Annotated in this window: 14 protein-coding genes; 7 read left to right on the top strand and 7 right to left on the bottom strand. The window is 66.5% G+C overall.

Features of this window, described 5'->3' with window-relative positions; translation table 11 throughout:
* Positions 1-343: 343 nt before the first annotated feature.
* The gene (locus ACQPYR_RS42020; RefSeq protein ID WP_433625540.1) at positions 344-2,023 is read left to right on the top strand and encodes an NTF2-like N-terminal transpeptidase domain-containing protein; all 1,680 of its coding nucleotides are present in this window, start codon (positions 344-346) and stop codon (positions 2,021-2,023) included.
* Here the strand turns inward: ACQPYR_RS42020 and ACQPYR_RS42015 are convergent, their stop codons facing one another.
* The 3 genes from ACQPYR_RS42015 to ACQPYR_RS42005 all read right to left on the bottom strand — a co-directional run bounded on the left by ACQPYR_RS42015 (position 2,024) and on the right by ACQPYR_RS42005 (position 5,352).
* Positions 2,024-2,386, bottom strand: a complete 363-nt coding sequence (locus ACQPYR_RS42015) for a DUF3054 domain-containing protein (protein ID WP_433625538.1) — start codon at positions 2,384-2,386, stop codon at positions 2,024-2,026.
* A 220-nt stretch (positions 2,387-2,606) separates the two neighbouring features.
* Positions 2,607-3,719 carry a lysylphosphatidylglycerol synthase transmembrane domain-containing protein gene (locus ACQPYR_RS42010; RefSeq protein WP_433625535.1) on the bottom strand — a complete coding sequence of 371 codons (1,113 nt, stop codon included), beginning with the start codon at positions 3,717-3,719 and terminating at the stop codon, positions 2,607-2,609.
* Between the two features lie 115 nt (positions 3,720-3,834).
* Positions 3,835-5,352 (bottom strand): adenylate/guanylate cyclase domain-containing protein, encoded by a 1,518-nt coding sequence (locus ACQPYR_RS42005; protein ID WP_433635402.1) that lies wholly within the window; start codon positions 5,350-5,352, stop codon positions 3,835-3,837.
* A 137-nt stretch (positions 5,353-5,489) separates the two neighbouring features.
* Between ACQPYR_RS42005 and ACQPYR_RS42000 the strand changes: the two genes are divergently transcribed.
* The 4 genes from ACQPYR_RS42000 to ACQPYR_RS41985 all read left to right on the top strand — a co-directional run bounded on the left by ACQPYR_RS42000 (position 5,490) and on the right by ACQPYR_RS41985 (position 10,566).
* Positions 5,490-6,734: an AI-2E family transporter gene (locus ACQPYR_RS42000; protein ID WP_433625532.1), complete on the top strand. Its 1,245-nt coding sequence runs from the start codon at positions 5,490-5,492 to the stop codon at positions 6,732-6,734.
* Entirely contained in the window at positions 6,712-7,917 is a 1,206-nt protein-coding gene (gene macS, locus ACQPYR_RS41995; protein WP_433625530.1) for a MacS family sensor histidine kinase, read from the top strand. The genes ACQPYR_RS42000 and macS overlap by 23 nt, the downstream gene beginning before the upstream one ends.
* A 393-nt stretch (positions 7,918-8,310) precedes the next feature.
* Positions 8,311-8,943 carry a response regulator gene (locus ACQPYR_RS41990; protein WP_433635401.1) on the top strand — a complete coding sequence of 211 codons (633 nt, stop codon included), beginning with the start codon at positions 8,311-8,313 and terminating at the stop codon, positions 8,941-8,943.
* A gap of 921 nt (positions 8,944-9,864) precedes the next feature.
* Positions 9,865-10,566 carry a DUF1707 SHOCT-like domain-containing protein gene (locus tag ACQPYR_RS41985; RefSeq protein ID WP_433625527.1) on the top strand — a complete coding sequence of 234 codons (702 nt, stop codon included), beginning with the start codon at positions 9,865-9,867 and terminating at the stop codon, positions 10,564-10,566.
* 288 nt (positions 10,567-10,854) lie between these two features.
* Here the strand turns inward: ACQPYR_RS41985 and ACQPYR_RS41980 are convergent, their stop codons facing one another.
* Entirely contained in the window at positions 10,855-12,045 is a 1,191-nt protein-coding gene (locus ACQPYR_RS41980; protein WP_433625524.1) for a helix-turn-helix domain-containing protein, read from the bottom strand.
* A gap of 317 nt (positions 12,046-12,362) precedes the next feature.
* Here ACQPYR_RS41980 and ACQPYR_RS41975 point away from each other — a divergent pair, with 317 nt between their 5' ends.
* Positions 12,363-12,824: a hypothetical protein gene (locus ACQPYR_RS41975; RefSeq protein WP_387286706.1), complete on the top strand. Its 462-nt coding sequence runs from the start codon at positions 12,363-12,365 to the stop codon at positions 12,822-12,824.
* Positions 12,825-12,987: 163 nt separating this feature from the next.
* Positions 12,988-15,189 carry a DUF2339 domain-containing protein gene (locus tag ACQPYR_RS41970; protein ID WP_433625521.1) on the top strand — a complete coding sequence of 734 codons (2,202 nt, stop codon included), beginning with the start codon at positions 12,988-12,990 and terminating at the stop codon, positions 15,187-15,189.
* A 245-nt stretch (positions 15,190-15,434) separates the two neighbouring features.
* Here the strand turns inward: ACQPYR_RS41970 and ACQPYR_RS41965 are convergent, their stop codons facing one another.
* From ACQPYR_RS41965 to trmB, 3 genes are read right to left on the bottom strand one after another with little or no spacing between them, the layout of a single operon-like run.
* A complete protein-coding gene (locus ACQPYR_RS41965; protein WP_433625518.1) occupies positions 15,435-18,329 on the bottom strand; it encodes an MMPL family transporter in 2,895 nt (964 codons plus the stop codon).
* On the bottom strand, positions 18,329-19,057 hold the full coding sequence (locus ACQPYR_RS41960; protein ID WP_387287475.1) for an NYN domain-containing protein: 729 nt from the start codon (positions 19,055-19,057) through the stop codon (positions 18,329-18,331). The genes ACQPYR_RS41965 and ACQPYR_RS41960 overlap by 1 nt, the downstream gene beginning before the upstream one ends.
* Positions 19,057-19,866: a tRNA (guanosine(46)-N7)-methyltransferase TrmB gene (gene trmB, locus ACQPYR_RS41955; protein WP_433625515.1), complete on the bottom strand. Its 810-nt coding sequence runs from the start codon at positions 19,864-19,866 to the stop codon at positions 19,057-19,059. The genes ACQPYR_RS41960 and trmB overlap by 1 nt, the downstream gene beginning before the upstream one ends.
* Positions 19,867-19,872 lie beyond the last annotated feature (6 nt).

Here is a 19,872-nt window from a genome sequence, read left to right as displayed (position 1 = left end):
GTTCCGCTCTGTGCGAACGGTTTCGCCCACCGGTCGTGCGGGTACGCCAGATAAGGTGTGTGCTGGTCAACAAGGCCCCGCGCGATCGAAACGCCAACGCGGGCGGCCGAAACGCCGACGTGGGCCGTTTTCTGACAAGTTCGTGTTCCGGCCGGTACGGTTGCGGCGCCGGGTGTCGCAACGGAACCGGGGCGCGTCCATGATCGACCAGCCGAAGCACGGGCTTCGGGAACAATCGGAGATACTGAGCATGGGTAACGTCCGGTTGCCGCGGCACGGCGGGCAGCTAATTTCAGGTACGGTGGTCTTGTTACTGAAGTGACAAGAGTAAAGAGTGGGCGACATGGATGTGTGGGGATCCCGCCGCTATCGCGTCCGGGGCGCAATCGCACTCTCGGGGGTGGTGGCGCTGGCTATCGCGATCGGGGCATGTGGTTCCGAGGCGAAGCGCAATGAAGCCGAGTACGTCGTCGATCGCTTCACCGCACTGCTCGACGAGCAGAACTATGCAAAGGCCGCGGAGCTCACCTCTTATCCCACGGCCGCATCCGCAACACTGAAGCAGATGTTCGCCGGATTGCAGCCGGGCAAGGTCGACTACCAGAAAACCCAATTCATCGACCTGGACCGCGAGGCGGGCCTGTTCAGCATGGACGTCGCCTGGAACTTCGGCGAGAACAAAACCTGGCGATACAGCCTGCAGGGCAACGTGCGGAAGTTGGCGATCGGCTGGCGCATCTCCTGGGATCCCGCCGTCGTCATGCCGCAGCTGGACCACAACCGCACGGTCCGGCTCGTGCGCACCATGCCCACCCCGCCGCCGCGGGTCAAGGACATCGTCGGCGACGCGCTGATGACCGAGCAGGTCATCAATGTGGTCAAACTCGATCCCGCCAAGACGACCGACCCGGTGGCCTCGACCGACGCGCTGGCCAAGGCCATCGCACCGGTCGCACCGCTGATCACCGGAGCGTCGCTGATGCAGCAGCTGTCGACCTCACAGGGCAAGCCCATCATCGCGGTGAATCTGCGCGAACCCGATTTCGCGATCCTGGAATCCGCGCTGGCCCGGGTGCCCGGCGTGGTCACGGAGAAGCAGCCGCGGCTGATCTCCGCCGACCGCCGGACCTGGTCGCCGATGCTGGACGCGCTGCGCAAAGTGTGGCAGGACAGCCAGGATCTGCACTCCGGTTGGGGTGTGCAGATTTTCGAACAGGACGGACGTTTCGTCGGCCAGATCGCCGGTTACCAGGGCCCGCCCGGTCCGGATATCGCGGCCACCATGGATCAGCGCCTGCAGCGTGCCGCCGAGGATGCGGTGGTGAGCGTTGGGACGCCCGCATCGATCGTGGCGATCCAGCCGTCCAGCGGCGCGGTCGTGGCGGTGGCGCAGAATACGCAGGCCAGTGAGCACGGTTCGGTCGCGTTCACCGGGCTCTATCCGGTCGGCACCAATATCGATCTGTTCCGCAATGTCGCCGCAGTGCTGAAGAACAAGGCGCCGCAGGATGTCTCGGTGCAGGATGCGGCCGAATCCGCGCCGAATCTCGGCGTCGGCGTCGATTACAAGGTGCCGGGACTGGACGAGGTGACCGGCCGGGTCGCGATCGCGGGCCGCAGTGCCGAGCAGGTGCGCCAGGGCGGTGGTACGGATGCGGTGCTGGCCAGCCCATTCGGTATGGCGATCGCCGCGGCCGCCATCGCACGCGGGCAGGTGCCGCCGCCGATGATCGAGGCCGGGCACCCGAGCGCCACGGATGCACAGGTCCCCGAGATGTCACCGGAGCTCACCGATCGGCTGCGCGCGATGCTGCGCGACGGCGCGGGCCGACCGGAGTTCGCGCCGCTGCGGCCCTACCGCGATGTCATCGGATTCATGGCCACCGCGGGCAATGACGCATGGCTCATCGCGAACGCGGGGGATCTGGCACTGGCGATCCACATCAACGACGCCGACAGCGGCGATGCGACCGCGCGGATGGCGGCCAGGCTGTTCCAATCGCTGGCCCACCCGGAACCGTGATCAGTTGATGGCTCGGAAGGCGGTGCGCCAGCCGAGCAGGAACAGCGCGAGCACACACGCCGCGACGATGATGAAACTGAATGCCGTGCCCTGACCGCTGATCACGCGCAGCAGCATGCCGCCGCACAGTGTGGCGAGCCAGACCAGAACCCCGGTGGGCCACAGAGCGATTCCGTCGACGTCCCCCTTTACCCGGCCTGCCACGGCGACCGCGACCACCCAGCCGATCGCGAGTCCGATGGCGAACGGCCACACCGTCTTCAGCAGTCCGGTGAGTACCGCCTCGTCATGGCTGCGCCGCCCGATCGCGCAGAACAAGATCACCAGCAGTGCGTCCACCACCAACGGCACCAGTTTTCTCACGCTGGCCAGCGTAGTGCCCGCATCCGTCGCTGGTACGCGACACTTGCGGTCACGTCCGGGCACCTACTTGACCCGCGCGGAGCGAGTCTTACGAGCGACGTTCGCGGCCCGTCTCGCGTCCGAGCCGTCGAAGCGCATGCGACGAAGTCGCGAGTCTCGACGGCTCGGACGCGAGACACCAGGGGGCCGCGAACACGCCGCGCCGGAGGCGCGGCCAAAACTACAGCGTGCGGCGCTGTTCGAACTCCTTCTCGAACTCGGCATCTTCGGCCTGCGGAGTGCGGAACAGGAAGACGAAGACGATCCAGCCGATGATGGCGACCAGGACGAAGCTCACCAGGCGGTAGACGAAGGCGGCGGCGACGGCCTGGGAGGCGGGCAGGGTCGCGCCCGCGGTCAGGCCGTAGATGAGGGTCGCGTCGACGTAGACGATGCCGCCGGGTGCGAACGGGATCGAGCCGACGGCCTTGCCCACGGTGAATGCGATCAGCAGACCGGCCAGCTTCGGATCGGCACCGATCGCATAGCAGGCGGCGCCGAGACAGGCCACATCGGCGAAGCGGTGCACCAGCGCCCAACCCGCGACCATTGCCCCGTCGCGCTTGCCGAGATCCACCGATTCCAGCTGCGAGAGCATATCGGCGATCTTGTTCACGCCCTGTTTGGCGGGGCGCTTGCGGATCCGGTTGAGCAGCGCGAGCCCGCGGCGCAGCACGGCTTCCAGCGCGCCCGGATTCTTCGACAGGTGGTTGCCCGCCCACACCAGCGCGATCACACCGGCCAGCGACAATATGAGCTTGAACGGCCCGACCCGGTCGCCCACCAGCAGCGCACCACCGACGCCGAGCAGTGCCAGTCCGGCGGTCGCGATCACACCGGACATCACCAACTGCCAGGAGGCGACGATCGGATTCGCGCCCCACCGGCGGGTCTGGCGATAAGTGAAGGTGGTGGAGAACACCTGTCCGGCAGGCAGCGTCACCGACATGGCGGTGGCGCCGTAGACGACGGCGACGGATTTGTGCTGACGGACCTCGACGCCGCCCGCATGCAGCAATTGCTTCTGCACCCGGCTGAATCCGCTCATCGACAGTGCCTGCAACCAGATACAGACCGCGACCCAGCCCCAATGAATTTCGGTGAGGTTATTCCAGGAATCGTGTAATCGTGGCCAGAGGTAGTAACCCTCGCCGATCAGCAATGCCAGTAGGGCGATGCCCGCGACCCATTTGACCCACCAGAATTTGCTCCGGCGACCACGTTTCGCCGGTCTATCGGGGTCGTCGGACGGCTGCGGCGCAGGCTCGCCGGCTAGTTCCCCATTGGCCGTCACGCGGTCAGCCTAACGAACCGGCTGTTTCGCTGTCTGCATCGACGTGCGGAGCCAGTATCTAATTGGCGGTGCTCCCGAGGCCGGTTACGCGGGCAGCCTCCTGCGGGCCCTGCCGCTAGCGACTGCTTGCAGGTCGCTCGAAAAGACCAGCTCGCACCGCGGTCCCATCCTTCGGCCAGGCCAACCTGGTCTTTCGTCGCCGCCCGCGCAGCTGGACTTCCTCGCCCGTCAGCCAAAAGCTCTGCTCACTTTCATCGGCGAAATACAGTGCGCTGCCCGAGGCGAGTACCCGGCCGGGTTGATCCTTGGCCAGTTCGGTCAGGCGTGATGCCTCGTTCACCGGATCGCCGATCACGGTGTATTCGAAACGGTTTGCGGCGCCGATATTCCCGGCGACGGCCAGGCCCGCCGAAACTCCGATACCGATATCGAGTCCGGGCACCTCGCGCAGGACTTCGCGCAGTTCACGGGCGGCGGCCAGGGCGGCGGTCGGCGCGTCCGGGCGGTCCAGCGGGGCGCCGAAGATCGCCAGTGCGGCGTCGCCGACGAATTTGTTGACGAAGCCGTGGTGCCGGTCGATGACGTCGACCACGATGCGGAAGAACTCGTTGAGCAGGCTGACCACCTCGGTCGGCGGTCGCTCCGCGGCGGTCGCGGTGGACCCGACCATATCCACGAACAGCACGGCGACGAATCGGGTCTCGCCGCCGAGTTCGGTGCCGTAGTCGAGTGCGCGCTGCGCCACTTCTTCGCCGACATGCTGGCCGAAGAGTTCCTGCAGCTGGCGGCGCTTGGCGGCCTCTTCCATCATGCGGTTGAAGCCGACCTGCAGCAATCCGATCTCGCTGCCGTCGAACACCTCGACCTGTACGTCGCGAGCGCCCTCCTGCACCCGGTCGATGGCCTGGCTGAGCTGGCGGATCGGGTCGGAGATGCTGGAGCCGGTCAGCATCGATAGCGCCAGCGCCTGCATGATCACCACGCCGCACAGCAGCAGAATGGAGATGGCCAGCGACTGCGCGGAGAACTTCACGTCCGAGGAGATCTGGGTGACGCACAGCAGCACGATGGCGATGGTGGGCGCGAAGGTGCCCATCCCCCAGGTCATCCCCATCCTGGTGCCGACGCCCGGGGTCAGCGTGTGGTCGAACGAGCCCTCGGTGAGGGCCTGCGCGGCGACCGGGCGCAGAATCCGTTCGCCGAGCATGTAGGTGAAACCGAAGACGATCGTCGCGGCCATACACTCGGTGACGATGACGGCACCCGCCAGCTCCGGCGCGTCCACGATGATGGTGGCCGCCAGGATGGCGCCGCCGATCAACCACAGCACCAGATGCAGGATCGCCTGGCGCAGCGGCGCGTGCAGTGCGGCCATCTGCTCTTGGTGGCTGGGCGGCCCACCGCGCATCTGCCAGCGCATGACCGGACGCAGCATCAGCGCCGAAGCGGCCAGGCTCAGCAAACCACCGGTGGTGAAAACCAGACCGGGAATCACCAGGCCGGTGCGTCGCGCACCGGCCGCCTCACCTTCGGGAACCGGGAGTCCATATTGGATGAACGCCCACACCAGGACCGCGCCGAAGGCATTGGCCAACAGCATCGATGTCAGGTACAGCGGCCAGCGCGTTCGCATGGTCTGTTTGACCGCTTCCAAGGGCGCTGACACGATGACCAATCTAGCGTTCAGCTCATCCGAGCATGTCCGCGGCGCTCTGGCGGTAGCGACTGCTTGCAGGTCGCTCGAAAGGATCAGCCATTAGGCTCGCGGAGGTGACCGACCAGAAGGTTAGTGCTCTCGAAAAAGCCACTGCTGCGCGGTCGGCTGCTGATTCTGTACATCCGTTCGTCCGAGTTTCCGCCGAGTGGGCGTGGCGGCTGCTGGTGATGTTCGCCGCGCTGATCGCGATCACGATGGTCGTGCAGAAGTTGGCGACAGTGGTGATACCGCTTGCCATCGGCCTATTGGCGGCCGCAATGCTGGCGCCGCTGGTGGATTGGATGCAGCGGCTCGGAGTGCCCAGGTCGGTGGGGGTCCTCGTCGCGCTGGTCGGATCGCTCGGGGTCGTCGCGGGGATCATGACCTTCGTCGTCGAGCAGTTCATCGAGGGCGTACCGCAGCTGTCCGACGAAATCACCCACAGCGTCCACGAGATTCAGGACTGGCTGATCAACGGTCCGCTGCATCTGAGCAATGAGCAGATTCGGAATGCGGGCGACACGATCGTCAAAACGATCCAATCGAACAGGGAAGGTCTCACCAGCGGGGCACTGACCACCGCGACGGTGATCGGGCACGTGCTCACCGGCGCGTTCCTGACCCTGTTCATTCTCATCTTCTTCCTTTACGGCGGCGATCAGATCTGGCACTTCGTCACCCGGATCGTGCCGACCCCGCATCGGGAAAAGGTGCGCACCGCAGGGCAACTCGGCTTCGGCACGCTGGTCGGATTCGTCCGCGCGACCGTGGTGGTGGCGCTCGTCGATGCCATCGGCATCGGGGCCGGTCTGGCGATTCTCGGGGTGCCGTTGGCATTGCCGTTGGCATCGCTGGTGTTCATCAGCGCGTTCATCCCGATAGTGGGTGCATTCCTGGCCGGGACCATCGCGGTATTCATCGCATTGGTGACCAAGGGCTGGGTGACGGCGGTGATCGTGCTCGGCATCATCATCGCGGTGATGCAGCTGGAAAGCCATGTGCTGCAACCATTGCTGCTCGGGCGGGCGGTGAGCATCCATCCGCTCGCGGTGGTGCTGGCCATTGCCGCGGGCCTCGTGCTCGGCGGCATCGCGGGCGCTCTGTTGGCGGTGCCGTTCGTCGCGGTGATGAATACCGCGATTCGATCGCTGCTTTCGGAGAGTCCGGAGGAGGCGTTCGAGGAACTGCACACCGGCGACGGGGGGCGATTCGCGGTGGAGCCGGATGAACCGGAGCCCGGCCGGTTCGATGTGGATGCGGTGCTGACCAAGGAGATGCACCGGCAGGACCGGTCGGATGACTCGGCCGCGCCCGACTGAGGCCGGCGCGGCCGAGCTGAGCTCGGACGATGCGGCGACCGCGCCGCTGTGGCGTGCCGTGCAGGCGTTGCGGCTGGTCACGCTGCTCTATGCGGTCGGTCAGCAGATCGCCTCGGTGCGGTACTACGAGCATCAGCAGCTGAGCTGGGTGCTGATCGCGGTGATGGCGGTGTGGTCCGGCGCGTCGGCATTCATGTTGTCGCAGTGGCACTTTCCCGATGTGGCGCGGCTGCGGTCGTGGGTGGTGATCGGGGATCACGTGGTGGTGATCGCGCTGATCGCCTCGACCCGGTTGGTCGCCGACTACGGCTGGTACCACGATCATCAGACGCTGCCGACCACGCTGTGGGTCGCCAATGCCGTTGTCTCCGTGGCGATTCTGCGCGGGCCGCTCGCCGGTGTGCTCTCCGGGCTGCTGATAGCGGCGGTCATCGTGACGGTGCGCGAGCAGTGGGGCCAGGATGTGTGGGCCGATGCGACCGCGCCGGTGCTCGTGTCCATCGGGCTGGCGCTCGGACTGGCTGCCAATACCGCTCGCCGTGCGCAGGGGCAGCTGGAACGGGCCGTTCGGTTGACCGCGGCGGCCGAGGAACGGGAGCGGCTGGCACGTGAGGTGCACGACGGCGTGCTGCAGGTGCTCAGCTACATCAAGCGTCGTGGCAACGAGATCGGCGGTTCCACCGAGGAATTGGCGCAGCGGGCGGCGGAACAGGAGGTGGCGCTGCGGGTTTTGATCTCCGAACAAGGTAGGCACGGGGATACCGGTGGTGTGGATGTCGACCTGCGACCGCTGCTGACGGTGCACGCGACGCCGTCGGTGTTCGTTTCGACGCCGGGAGGGCCGGTGCGGGTCGGGCGTTGGGCGGCGGGGGAGATCGCGGCGGCGGTGGCGAACGCGCTGTCCAATGTCGCGCTGCATGCGGGGCCGGATGCGAAAGCTTATGTGCTGCTGGAGGATACCGGGGACGAGCTGATCATCAGTGTGCGCGATGACGGTGTCGGGATTGCGCCGGGACGCTTGGCAGAGGCGGAAGCCGAGGGGCGAATGGGGGTTTCGCGATCCATCATCGGTCGCATCGAGACGTTGGGGGGAACGGCGGTGTTGCTGACCGAGGAGGCTGGTGGGGTCGGGTTCGGTACCGAGTGGGAGTTTCGGGTGCCGCGTGCCGTAGGTGTGGCGTGAGTGCTGGCGCAGGTATTCGTCGTGAATGACGACCGGTGTGTGGACGCTGCCGCGTGAACGCGCCGCGGCCGTGTCGGCCGGAGTCGGTGTCTCCCGGCGTTCGAGTGCGCAGGAGGACACTGTCACCAGTGGTGATGCGGTCGAGGCGATTCGTGCCCCGGGTTGCCCCAGGTACGCGAGCGAGCGGAGGAGGACCTTGTGACTGGTGGTGGTGCGACTGGGGCGGTTCGGTTGTTGCTGGTTGCTCAGGTGCCTGGGTGTGGTGGAGGACCTTGTGACTGGTGGTGATGCGACTGGGGCGGTTCGGTTATCGGTTGTCGCTGGCTGCTCAGGAGCCCGAGTACGTAGGAGGACGATGTGACCAGCGGTGATGCGGTCGAAGCGATTTCGGTGATGGTGGTGGACGATCATCCGATGTGGCGGGATGGGGTTTCCCGTGATCTGGCCGAGGCGGGATTCGTGGTTGCCGCGACGGCGGACGGGGTGGGTTCGGCTACTCGGCGGGCGGCGGCGGTGCGGCCTGCGGTGGTGTTGATGGATATGCAGTTGCCCGATGGGAATGGGGCCCAGGCGACTGCGGAGGTACTGCGGGTGTCGCCGGAGAGCCGGGTGCTCGTGTTGTCGGCGTCGGCCGAGCGCGCCGATGTGCTGGATGCGATCAAGGCGGGGGCCTCGGGTTATCTGGTCAAGAGTGCGTCGGCGAGCGAGTTGATCGAGGCGGTGCGGGCCACAGCGGCTGGGCAACCGGTGTTCACGCCGGGGCTGGCCGGACTGGTGCTCGGTGAGTATCGGCGGATGGCGACCGCGCCGGTCGAACCGGATGAACCGCATCGGCCCGCGCTCACCGATCGGGAGACCGAAGTCTTGCGGATGGTGGCGAAAGGCTTGTCCGCCAAGCAGATTGCGTCACGGCTCGGCCTCAGCCATCGAACCGTGGAGAACCACGTGCAGGCGACATTGCGGAAGTTGCAGTTGGCCAACCGGGTTGAACTGACCCGCTATGCGATCGAACAGGGCCTGGAGTAGGTGCGCATGAGTTCTCGAGCAGGTGCGCAACGGTTCTCGGGCTCCTGCACGGCGAGAGGTTCCATCTGCGCACCGATCATCCTGGGGGGCCATGCGGGCGGTGCAGTAAGAGACACTCGCCGTCCTACACCGGGTACTCCGTCTCGCTAGTGGGCACCTCGTACACGCGGCGGGGTGCCGGTGTACGTTTTCGTCCGCCGCCGCGGGTTCGTCGCGGTGGTGCAATGGAATGCCCGTGGGGCTCCATGTGATGTGGGGCCTGGTTCGCCGTCGCACCTGTGTGATCAGCGCGGAGACGGTCCGGCATCTGTGCGGAGATCGGTGGGAGTGGGGCGGGGTGCCCCGTGGTTCGGGGTGTTGTGCGGGCCTATTCGCCTACGTATCTGTGTGGTGAGTGCGGAGGCGGTCTGGGGCTGTGCGGAGATCGGTGGGAGTGGGGCGGGGTGGCCCGTGGTTCGGGGTGTTGTGCGGGCCTATTCGCCTACGTATCTGTGTGGTGAGTGCGGAGGCGGTCTGGGGCTGTGCGGAAATTGGTGGGAGTGGGGCGGGGTGGCCCGTGGTTCCGGGTGTTGTGTGGGCTTCGCTCGCCCGTGTGTGGTGAGTGCGGAGATCCTGCATCTGTGCGGCAATCGGTGGGGGTGGGCGGGTGCTTCGTGGCTTGGGGTGTTGTGTGGGCACCGCGGCCCGTGCGGGTGTGTTGTGAGTGCGCAGATGGTCTGGGTCTGTGCGGAAATCGGCTGGGGTGGGGGTGCCCGTGGCTCCGGGGGGATGTGCGGGCTTGGCTCGCTTGCTGCATCTGTGTGGTGGGTGCGGATGCGGTCCGGATCTGTGCGGAAATCGACGGGATCGGGGCCGAGGGGATGGGGGACTCGGGGATTGCCCTGATGCGGCGGGGGTGCTGGGCTCGGTAATCTCGGATTCATGGGTGGCCCCGAATCGGTATCCAACGGTGTCGGCTCCGGTGACATGGTCGGCGATCGTGAGTTGCGTGTTTCCGATGCCGAACGCGAACATGTCGGACAACTGCTCCAGCGCGCCGTCGGGCTCGGCATGCTCTCCCTCGGGGAGTTCACCGAGCGGATGGATACCGCGCTGGCCGCCAAGACCCGCGGTGAACTCAATGCCGTGCTGGTCGACCTGCCCGGTGTGCGACTCGTCGGCCGGCCTGCCGCGCCGCCCTCGACATTCGTGAACTCCTCGCCCGCCTTCACGAAGCGGGTCTCCCCGCCGCCCTCGGTCCCCTCGCAGGTCACGCCGGGGAATGTGATCCGCAGCCGACTGTCCGGGGTCAATCGCCGCGGTCCCTGGCAGGTGGCGCCCGCACTGCATCTGAACAACTGGCTTTCCGGCGTCACCCTCGATTTCACCGAGGCGATCATGTCCACCCAGGTCGTCGAGGTGCACGTCGACGACTATCTCAGCTCACTCACCCTGATCGTCCCCGCCGAGGCCACCGTCGACCTCAACGCCGTCGACCTGATCGGCTCCAGCGTCAACAACAAGGTCCGCACCGGCCCACCCCTCGGTCCCCTGCACGTTGTGGTGCACGGCCGAATTCGCTTCGGCTCGATAACCGCCAAACACTCCCTGCGCGCCCAATGGCGCAAGTTGATGGGAAGCTAGCGCGAACCGACTCGGTGAGGTCGGTCGCCGGACAACTCGGGGTGCGAAAGCCGACGCAATTGCGTGGAGCTGTGGCGCGCAGGCAGATTCGGTGCGTTCGGCCGTCGAGTAGCGCGGATCGCGCAAGTCCGATGAGTGAGGCGCAATTGCTCTCGCAGCGGCAAGGTCTGCGCTGCACTCGTCAGCAGTGGCCGCTGTGGCACAACTCGCCGATAGCGCCCGCGGCGATACGGCAAAGTACCTGCGGCTGACGCTGAACTGCTGTGGTCGAGCGGATCTCGACGCCGATCAGGTATTGACGCCGATGCGGCGGGCGAAGGCGCGCAACGGGACTCGGCGGTCGTGGTCCAGTAGTTCGGAGACGATGTGGCGGGGCAGGGACTGGTATTTGATCCAGTCGGCGCCGCCGACGCGTTCGGCGTCGAGCAGGGCGGCGAGGGCGCGCTTGTGCTGGCCGGTGCGGGTCAGGGCGACGGCTGTATCGGTGAGGTGGCGGGCGCGGGAGGCCTGGGGCAGACCGCAATTCGCGGGCATATCCTGCGCGGCGGTCAGAGCCTCCGGATAGCGTTCGGAGCTGATATTCACATCGACCGTCTGCATGACGACTTGTGAAGGGCCGAAATAGGTTTCGTAATCGTGACGATCGACGCCGATGCGCAGCGCGACCTCACTCGCCGCTTGGACCAGCGACAACGCTTGGGGAACGTCCTGCGATCGACCGGCCGCGGTTGCGCCCTGCAGGACCAGCGATCCGTACGCGGACAGGTGTGCCGGGGCTTCGTCACCCTCGGGCTCCAGCTCCGCCGCCGCACGCAGCGCGACCTTGCGCGACTCCTCATAACGGCCCTGCACCAGCAGTTGCCAGGCGACCGAGCCGCGAATGGTGGCCAGCAGCAGCGGATCATTGCCGAGTTCGGCGGCGGCAAGTCCCTGCCGGATCGCGAGGAACGCCGGATCGGTCTGCCCGAGATGGACCAGGGTGCAGCCGGTGACCCAATACATCCGTGCGAGTAGTTCATTCGCGGATGCGACCGCGCCGTTGCGGGCGGCGTGCACCGTTGCCCGCAGTTGGGTGAGTCCGGTCGGCAGGATCGAGGTCAGCAGTTCGTAGTGGCCGGTCCAGTAGGCGCCCCACGCGTAATCGACCGCGCGACTGCCCGCGTCGAGGCCGATCGCGTCCTCATCCGGGATCTCGCCGAGCAGATCGTCGACCGGGGTCAGTGCGCGCCGGATCGCGACGATACCGGCATCGGGATTGCCGGAGGGGATGCCGTGTCGCTTGCCCACCAGGTCGGAGATGTCGACATCCAGTGCGCGCGCGAGTTTTTGCAGACTCGCGATAGACGCGGTCTGGCGGCCACCCTGTTCCAGTTTGCGCACCAGATCCACGCTGACACCGGCTTGGTCGGCGAGTTGGCGCTGCGTGAGCGCCTTTCCGCGGAAGAGTCTTATCCGCACGCCGATCGACGAATCGTCCATTTAGCCAAGTCCTTTGTTACATCCTTGTTTCAGCGTACGACGTTAAGTGATCGCGCTCACCAGAAGTGGGACATTACGTACGACTCGTTCCTGCTCAGTTGGAATACCGTTGCCTTTCTGCAACTTTGAGAATGCAAAGGGCGGCGGCAATGATCACCATGCCGAATACCACCGTGCGAGCTCTCCGCGCTGATCGCGCGTTCGAGCCCGGTGTCCAGACCAGTCGATCCGCGCGCCACACCCAGCGCGTGCGCGAACAGCACGGTCCGCTACGCAGAGAGGGCTGCCCGGTCTGCCGACGGGGTGAGGAGTAGGCCATGTTCGAGCGCTGTCACTCGCCCCATGAAATCGCGCATATGCTGCGACATCGGTACGGACTGCCGGTCCAACTGCTGGCGGGTCGCCCGATGATCACCACCGGCTCCATACTCGGCGCCCTGGTGATGCCACCGGATCTCGGCCGCAAAGTCCTGGGCACCCTCGACCGGACCTACACGGCCCCGGTAGTCGCCGAGCCCGGCGAACGCACCTGGACCTTCCTCGTCGCACCACCGAGCCCGGCCACCCCGGTCGAGATCAGCGTGCGCCGCTGCCTGGCCGGACATCACGTGACCGTCATCCCCCCTGGCCGCCATGTCCTGCTCCCCACCACCGATTCCCAACTCGGCTGGCACTGGGCAGGCGAACCGACCCCCGGCGTCCTGCGCATGCCGCCCCGGTCCGCGGTGATCAATGCGGTCTACCAGGTCACCAACATGCGCTCCCACACCCTGCAGTAAGCGCCGACCCCCGCCCTGTCACGACCGGGCGGGGGATCCGCGTAGCACTGCGGCGGTGGGCGTGGCCGACTCGGTCGCGCGGATGGAATTCGAGTAGATCCCGGATGGGTACCAGTGGTTTCTACTCATGTTCGGTTGCGCTCGGGAAATCAGCATTGGAGACATGACTACATCTATCGATCCCGCGCTGATTTCGCGGTTGTCCGGTGAGTTCGCCGCGTTGGGAACGCAGATGGGCGTCCTCGGCCGAGATCTGGATTTGTTACGAGCGCAGGTCGTCGCCGATTCCGTGGCGGCATCGGCGGTTTCGCCGGAGTCGACCGGCTTCTCGGTGCGCGCAGAGATGGGTTCGGCAGTCGCGGGGCCCGGTGTTCCGGTTGTGCCTGCAGGGGGTGCGGTGCCGCAGCAGCCAGCTCCTGACGGTATTCCGGGCGCTCCCGCCGTGCCTGCGGCAGGTGCGGTGCGGGGGGTGCCCGCCGCTTGGGCGGTGCCGGGCGCACCGACGGCGGGTGCGGTGCCGTCGGCACCAGTTCCCGGCGGGGTGGGGCGCATTCCGATGCCGCCGACCGCGGGGTGGGCGCGGCCGGTGCCTGGGTATGGCGCGCCGGGCGGTGTTGGGATGTCCGGATGGGCGGCGGGGCCGGGTGGAGTGCCGGGGGCTTCGGGTATGCCCGGCGGGTTTGTGCCGCCAGGACCGCGTGGACCGGGCGGTGGGGCGGTTCCGCCGCGGCCGCCGGGGTGGGGTGGGGCGCGTGCGCCGAAGACGCCGTGGTGGCAGCAGGAGGGGATGATCAGTCGGATGCTGGCGGTGGCCGGGGTGGGGGTGACGCTGATCGGGGTGGTGATGCTGTTGGTGCTCGCCGCGCAGGCCGGGTTCTTCGGGCCGGTACCGAGAGTTGTTGCCGGGGCGGTGTTCTCGGCGACGCTGGTGGGCGTTGGGGCGCGGGTGTTCGGGCGGGCCGGTGGTCGGGTCGGTGGAATTTCGTTGGCTGCCACCGGTATCGCCGGGGCGTATCTGGATGTGGTCGCGGTGACGGCGATCTACGAGTGGTTGCATCCGGTGGTCGGGCTCGCGGTGGCGCTCGGTGTTGCGGCGGGAGGGGTCGGGTTGGCGATGCGGTGGCAGTCGCAGCCGCTCGCGGTGCTCGTTGTCGCGGGCGCGGCGTTGTTGTCGCCGTTCGTCACTTCGGAACTGGTGCTGCTCGCATTCCTGATCGTTTTGCAGTTGACCTGTGTTCCGGTCCAATTGGTCCGTGATTGGCCGTTCCTGCATGTGGTGCGCACGGTGCCCGCGACCTTGGCGACCTTGCTCGCCATTGCTGTCGCCGTCGTCGACGATCCGGCGCAGGATCGGGTGTACTGGCTGCTCACCGCTGCGGTGGCGATGGTGGCGATCGGGTTGGTCGGCGGTGTTCTGGTGGTGCGCAGGCGATCCGGCGATATCGTCGCCGCGCTGAGCTTCGCGCTCTCGACGGTTCCGCTCTTGGCCGCCCCCGCGATGTTCGAGCGGCACACGGCCGCCTTGGTCGCGGCCGTTTATGCGGCAGTCCTGTTGGCCGTGGCGGCATTGCATATGGTGCCGAAATTGCGTGAGCTGGTGCAGATTCCGGGTTCGATCGCATTCGTCGCAGCGATCGCCGGTTCGTTCGCGCTGCTCGAAGCGGGTGTCGGCGTGACGCGAGTGCAGACCCTGCCCATCGCACTGTTCCTGGTGGCGCTGTGCTACCTCGGGTTGGCCGGACAGCTGCGCTCCCGCATTACCGCCGCCATCGGCGCGGCATTCACGCTGGCCGGCTCGGTAGCATACTTCACCACCGTGACTCCGGAAGTGCTTGCAGGACAAAGGCTCGCGCAACTGCATCTGAGTCTCGCCACCGCTCTGGGCGCCGTCCTCGCGCTCGCGGTCATCGTTGTGGGCCTCTGGTGCGCCCGGCGACTCCCCGGCATGACGAAGGGCGGAACCGACGAGTCGACGCTGTTCGTTGTAGCGAGCATCGCGGGCCTGTATGCGCTAACCGCCGCAGCGGTCTCGATCGGCATCGCGACCGGCAGCGCCGACGGTTTCATCATCGGCCACAGCGCCGCCACCATCCTGTGGATGGCCGCCGCCACGGCCGCGCTGTTCTTCGGCCTGCGCAACCTGTCTCGCTCGGCCGCGGTCGCCAAACTGGCACTCGGCTCCGGACTGCTCGTCACCGCAGCCGCCCTGGCCAAACTGTTCCTCTTCGATCTCGCCACCCTCGACGGCCTGGTCCGGGTGGCAGCCTTCCTGGTGGTCGGCGTCCTCCTGCTCCTGGCGGGGACCCGCTACGCCCGAGCCTTCGCCGAAGCCGGTGCCACAAAACCGGATTCAGTAGAACGCTGAAACAACTGCGGTACTGGTTGTCCGCCCGCTCACAGCCGTGCCCGCCTACGTGAGCGTCTTCGCCGCCTTCGCACCGATCTGCTGATGGCGGAGTCCCTATCGCGACGCTCGCGAACCCAGTGGACCAGACCTGACAGGCACCATCTGGCGATGCCACCAACGCTGCTCGACGAACAAGACGGACGCCGGGTCTTCCTCCGAGCCTCTTGCCTAGTCGCTGCCGAAAGGCGCAGCCGCGCAACGCGTTACTCGCGATCGCGCCGCCGCAGCAACTCGTTCACGCTGACTGTCCGTCCGTCCGCGCTGTGATGCCGACCTTCGTCGGGCTGGCCGATGCGGCGACGGTTGGACCGCAACTCGGCCATCCAGTTTTCGATGCTGCTCCGGTTCTCGTCCGAGGCATCGTCATTCGACGGGGCGGGCTGTTCCGAGACCGTGTGGTAAGTCGGATGGTCCGAAGCCGGGATCGGCGTCTGGTGAACCGGTGGCGGGGGAGGCGTCGGTGTGGGCGCAGGCGCAGGCGGAATCGGACGAGTCGGTTCGGACGCTCCCGAAATCGTCGGAATCGGCCGTGGCCGAATGGGCTCGGGTGCGGGCGGCGCCGACTGGCCGAGCGGCGCGGCGGGCGACCCATGCGCAGGCGGCAACCCCGGCGCGGGCGGCAACCCCGGCGCAGCCGATGCGTGTCCGGATGGCGGCACGGGCGGCCCAGGCGGTGGCGTATGCAGCGGCGAATTCGCCCGCGGCCGAGTCGGATCGTGCGGCGCGACAACGGGCCGCGGCGGCACCGGTGGTTCGGGCGGGAGCTTCGCGAAATGCTGCGTCGGCGCCTCCGCCTCGATCTCCTCGACCGTGCGCGGCCGCCGCGGTGACCGCGTCCGAGTACTGGCGTTATCGGTGAGCGCGGGCATCTGCATCGTCACCGGATCGGTGATCGGCGTGGTCTTCACCAGGTCGACGACCTCGCCCCCGCCGGGACGTTCGTCGTCCAGAATCGGCTCGCCGAGCCCGACCTTCTGCTGCACCTTCTTCATCCACGCCGGCGCCCACCAGCAGTCGTCGCCGAGCAGCTTCATGGTGGCAGGGACGAGCAGCATGCGCAGGATCGTCGCGTCGATGAACAGCGCCGCGATCATGCCGTAGGCCAGATACTGCATCATGACCAGATCGGAGAATGCGAACGCGCCGGTCACCACGAGCAGGATGAGCGCGGCGGCGGTGATGATGCGACCGGTCTGCGCGGTACCGATGCGCACCGCCTCGGTCGTCGAAGCTCCCTGCGTGCGCGCTTCGACCATGCGCGACAACAGGAATACCTCGTAGTCGGTCGAAAGACCGTAGATAACCGCGATGATCAGCACCAATACCGGTGACATGATCGGCTGTGGAGTGAAGTTCAGCAGGCCCGCGGCGTGCCCGTCGACGAAGATCCACGTCAAAATGCCGAGCGTGGAACCCAATCCGAGCGCGCTCATCAACGCGGCCTTGATGGGCAGCACCAGCGAGCCGAAGGTGAGGAACATCAGCAGCGTGGTCACGAACAGGACCAGCGCGATCATCCACGGCATCCGGTGCAGCAGTGCGTCGATGCTGTCCTTCTGGATCGCGGGCTGTCCGCCGACATACATCTGCACGTCGTCCGGGATTTCGAGGGAGCGCAGATAGTCGATGGTCGGATCCGGATTCTCCGAATCCGCCAGTGTCGCGCTGGTGCGGAACACTTCCTTGTCCGTGTTGGACTGAGCGGGCACGTCGAAGGTGCCGTTCAAGCCGGGCGCCTGCTTGGCCGCGGTCCACACCTTGCCGACGTCACTGCTGTTACCGGAGACGAAAACCAGCTGGATCGGATCGGATTTGCGTAGCGGGAAGATCGAGTCGAACTTCGCCTGCGCGAGCCGGGTCGCGTTATCCGGCGGCAGATACCGCTCGTTGATACCGCCGAAGGCCAGATTCCTGACCGGAATGATCAGCAGCAGCAACAGGATGCAGATCGGGATCGCGATCTTGAGCGGATGTTGCATCACCCAGCGGGTCGACTTGCCCCAGAAGCCGTTCTCGACTTCCTCCGCGGTCTTGGTCTTGCGGAATCGCTTGAGCCCGAGCAAATCCACCCGCGACCCGAGAATGCTGAGCATCGCGGGCAGGATGGTGATGGCGGTCAGCGCGGCCAGCGAGACGGTCGCGATGGAGCCGTAGGCGATCGATTTCAGGAAGCCCTGCGGGAACAGCAGCATGCCGCCGAGGCTGGCGATGATCATGGTTGCGGAGAACACGACGGTGCGACCCGAGGTCATCACCGAACGGCGCACGGCCGCCCGGGTGTCGTAGCCCTCGGCGAGTTCCTCACGGAATCGACTCACGATGAACAGGCCGTAGTCGATGGCCAGACCGAGACCGATCATCGAAACGACCGGCGAGACAAACGAGTTGACCTCGGTGAACTGGGTGACGAAACGCACGATGCCCCAGGCGCCGATCACCGTCAGACCGCCGACGATCAGTGGCAGTGCCGCCGCGACCACACCGCCGAAGATGAAGAACAGCAGCACCGCGACCGCGGGGATGGCCAGGATCTCCATCCGCTTCTGGTCGGCGGCCATGGTGTCGTTCAGCGTGCCCGCCACCGCCTGCAGGCCCGCGACCTGCACATCGACGCCCGGAATGGCGAAGGCATCCTTCACTTTCCGGAAGTTGCGCACCATATCGGTGTCGTTATTGCCCTGGATGGCGACCGAGGCGAAGGTGTACTTCTTATCCTTCGAACCGAATGTCAACGGTGACGCCGGACCGGTTTCGGTCTGCCAGTAGGCGCCGTTGATCTTGGAGATCTCATCCGGATGTTCGCGCGGCAGCGAATTGAGGCTGTCGACGATCTGCTGCCGGAATTCGGGATTATCGATCGTCTTACCGTCCGGTGCGGTGTAGAGCACGATCACATCGCTGTTGTGATCACGCCCGAACGCCTCGTCGGACAACTTGGCCGCCTTGGCCGACTGCGACGTGGGATCGTCCCACCCGCTGGAGCTGAGATGGTCTTCCAGGCCCAGGCCGTAACCGCCGAGTGCCAAGAGCGCGGCCGCGACCATGCCGATGACGGCGAAGCGCAGCCGATAGACCAGATCGCCCCAGCGTGTGAACACTAAGCGACTCCTTGGGCAGGGCGAGAGGTGAGCAGCGCCGACAGCGGCCGGAACGGCTGCAGCCAGGCTCCCTCATCGGGCAGCGAGTCGAGGCTGACCCTGGGCAGCGGTTCACGGAACACGCCCGGGATGTCCTCGAGATCTACGAACTCGAGGGTATCGGATGTTACGGCCCAACTCGCATGCTCACGGAAGCCGAGTATCTGAACGGGGATTCCGTTGGCGGCCAATCGTTCGAGCGGTTCGCGAAATGCCTGGCCATCGGCGGAGGCGACCATGATGCCCGCCAGCCCGGCACCGCGGCTGCGTAGCTCGATGTGCGCGAGCATGTCCGCGTCGACATCGGAGTCCTCATCGATCTTGGGCTTGGCGAAGACCGCGTAGCCGACATTGCGCAGCGCCTCCACCCACGGCCGCACCACATCGGCGGTGCCCGGCGCGATATTGGTGAAGACGGTCGCCTCCGGTTCGACCCGGGTCACGCTGCCCACCGATAGTTCGGCGGTGCGCGCGAGCAGCCAGCGGCCGAGCGCGTCGAAGCGCGGTCGATAGGCGGCGGTCGGGCGGCCGCCGAGGATCGCGCCCAGTCCCATGTCGAGGTTCGGGGCGTCCCAGACCAATAGCACCCGACGCACATCGGGCGTAACCGCGCCGATCACCTCGGATCCGGTTCCGTGCACCTCCCCGGCAACATCCACGACCTCATGGGCCATCTCACCGACACTCATCATCCGATCTTCCCCCATATGAACTCGTTGATGGCGCTTCCGGCGCGATGTGCCTTGCCCTCGAATTTCGTGACGGGCCTTTCGAAGCCGATCGGTGCGCTGTCGCGATGCTCGGCGCTGACCCCGCCCGTTGCCTCGTTCAAGCCGATCAGCTGCGGTTCTGCGGCGCCGACCGCCGCGATGAATTCGGCGTAGTCGGCGTGGTCGGTCGCGACGTGCAACACACCGCCGGGCCGCAGGCGATTGGCGATCAATGCGAATGTCGCGGGCTGCAACAGCCGGCGTTTATGGTGTCGCGCCTTCGGCCACGGGTCGGGAAAGAAGACTCGAACGCCCGTGAGCGACTGCTCAGCAATCATGTTTTCCAACACATCCACAGCGTCACCGCGCAGCAGTCGAATGTTGTCGATCTGCTCGCGCTCGATGCGCTGCACCAGTTGCGCCAGACCGGGCTGATAGACCTCGATGCCGATGAGATTCAGATCCGGTTCGGCCTGTGCCATCGCGGCGGTGGCGGTGCCTGTCCCACAACCGATCTCGATGACGAGCGGGGCCTCGCGGCCGAACCAGGCGGTGGCATCGAGTGGTTCGTCGGCCACCTCGCGACCGATCTTGGGCCAGGTGCGATCCCAGGATTGCTGTTGGGTCGCGGTGAGTGCGCCCCGGCGCGAGCGGAAGCTCGTCACGCGGGGGTACAGGCGAGAGCCCGAGCCCTTTCGGGATCCACCGTCCGCCGGAGCCGGAGCTGTGGACGGCGGTCCGGGAACTGACTCGGCAGTATGGTTCGCGGCGTCGTTCACGCGCTCCATTGTCCA

This window comes from Nocardia sp. CA-120079 (assembly GCF_050955745.1).
In the GTDB taxonomy this organism is placed as follows: domain Bacteria; phylum Actinomycetota; class Actinomycetes; order Mycobacteriales; family Mycobacteriaceae; genus Nocardia.
This window is presented reverse-complemented; position numbering and strand designations above follow the sequence as displayed.

Coding starts and splice junctions, on each gene's coding strand:
- ACQPYR_RS42020 (WP_433625540.1), top strand. CDS start 344: ATGGATGTGTGGGGATCCCGCCGCTATCGCGTCCGGGGCGCAATCGCA.
- ACQPYR_RS42005 (WP_433635402.1), bottom strand. CDS start 5,352: ATGCGAACGCGCTGGCCGCTGTACCTGACATCGATGCTGTTGGCCAAT.
- macS (WP_433625530.1), top strand. CDS start 6,712: ATGACTCGGCCGCGCCCGACTGAGGCCGGCGCGGCCGAGCTGAGCTCG.
- ACQPYR_RS41990 (WP_433635401.1), top strand. CDS start 8,311: ATGGTGGTGGACGATCATCCGATGTGGCGGGATGGGGTTTCCCGTGAT.
- ACQPYR_RS41985 (WP_433625527.1), top strand. CDS start 9,865: ATGGGTGGCCCCGAATCGGTATCCAACGGTGTCGGCTCCGGTGACATG.
- ACQPYR_RS41980 (WP_433625524.1), bottom strand. CDS start 12,045: ATGGACGATTCGTCGATCGGCGTGCGGATAAGACTCTTCCGCGGAAAG.
- ACQPYR_RS41975 (WP_387286706.1), top strand. CDS start 12,363: ATGTTCGAGCGCTGTCACTCGCCCCATGAAATCGCGCATATGCTGCGA.
- ACQPYR_RS41970 (WP_433625521.1), top strand. CDS start 12,988: ATGACTACATCTATCGATCCCGCGCTGATTTCGCGGTTGTCCGGTGAG.
- ACQPYR_RS41960 (WP_387287475.1), bottom strand. CDS start 19,057: ATGAGTGTCGGTGAGATGGCCCATGAGGTCGTGGATGTTGCCGGGGAG.
- trmB (WP_433625515.1), bottom strand. CDS start 19,866: ATGGAGCGCGTGAACGACGCCGCGAACCATACTGCCGAGTCAGTTCCC.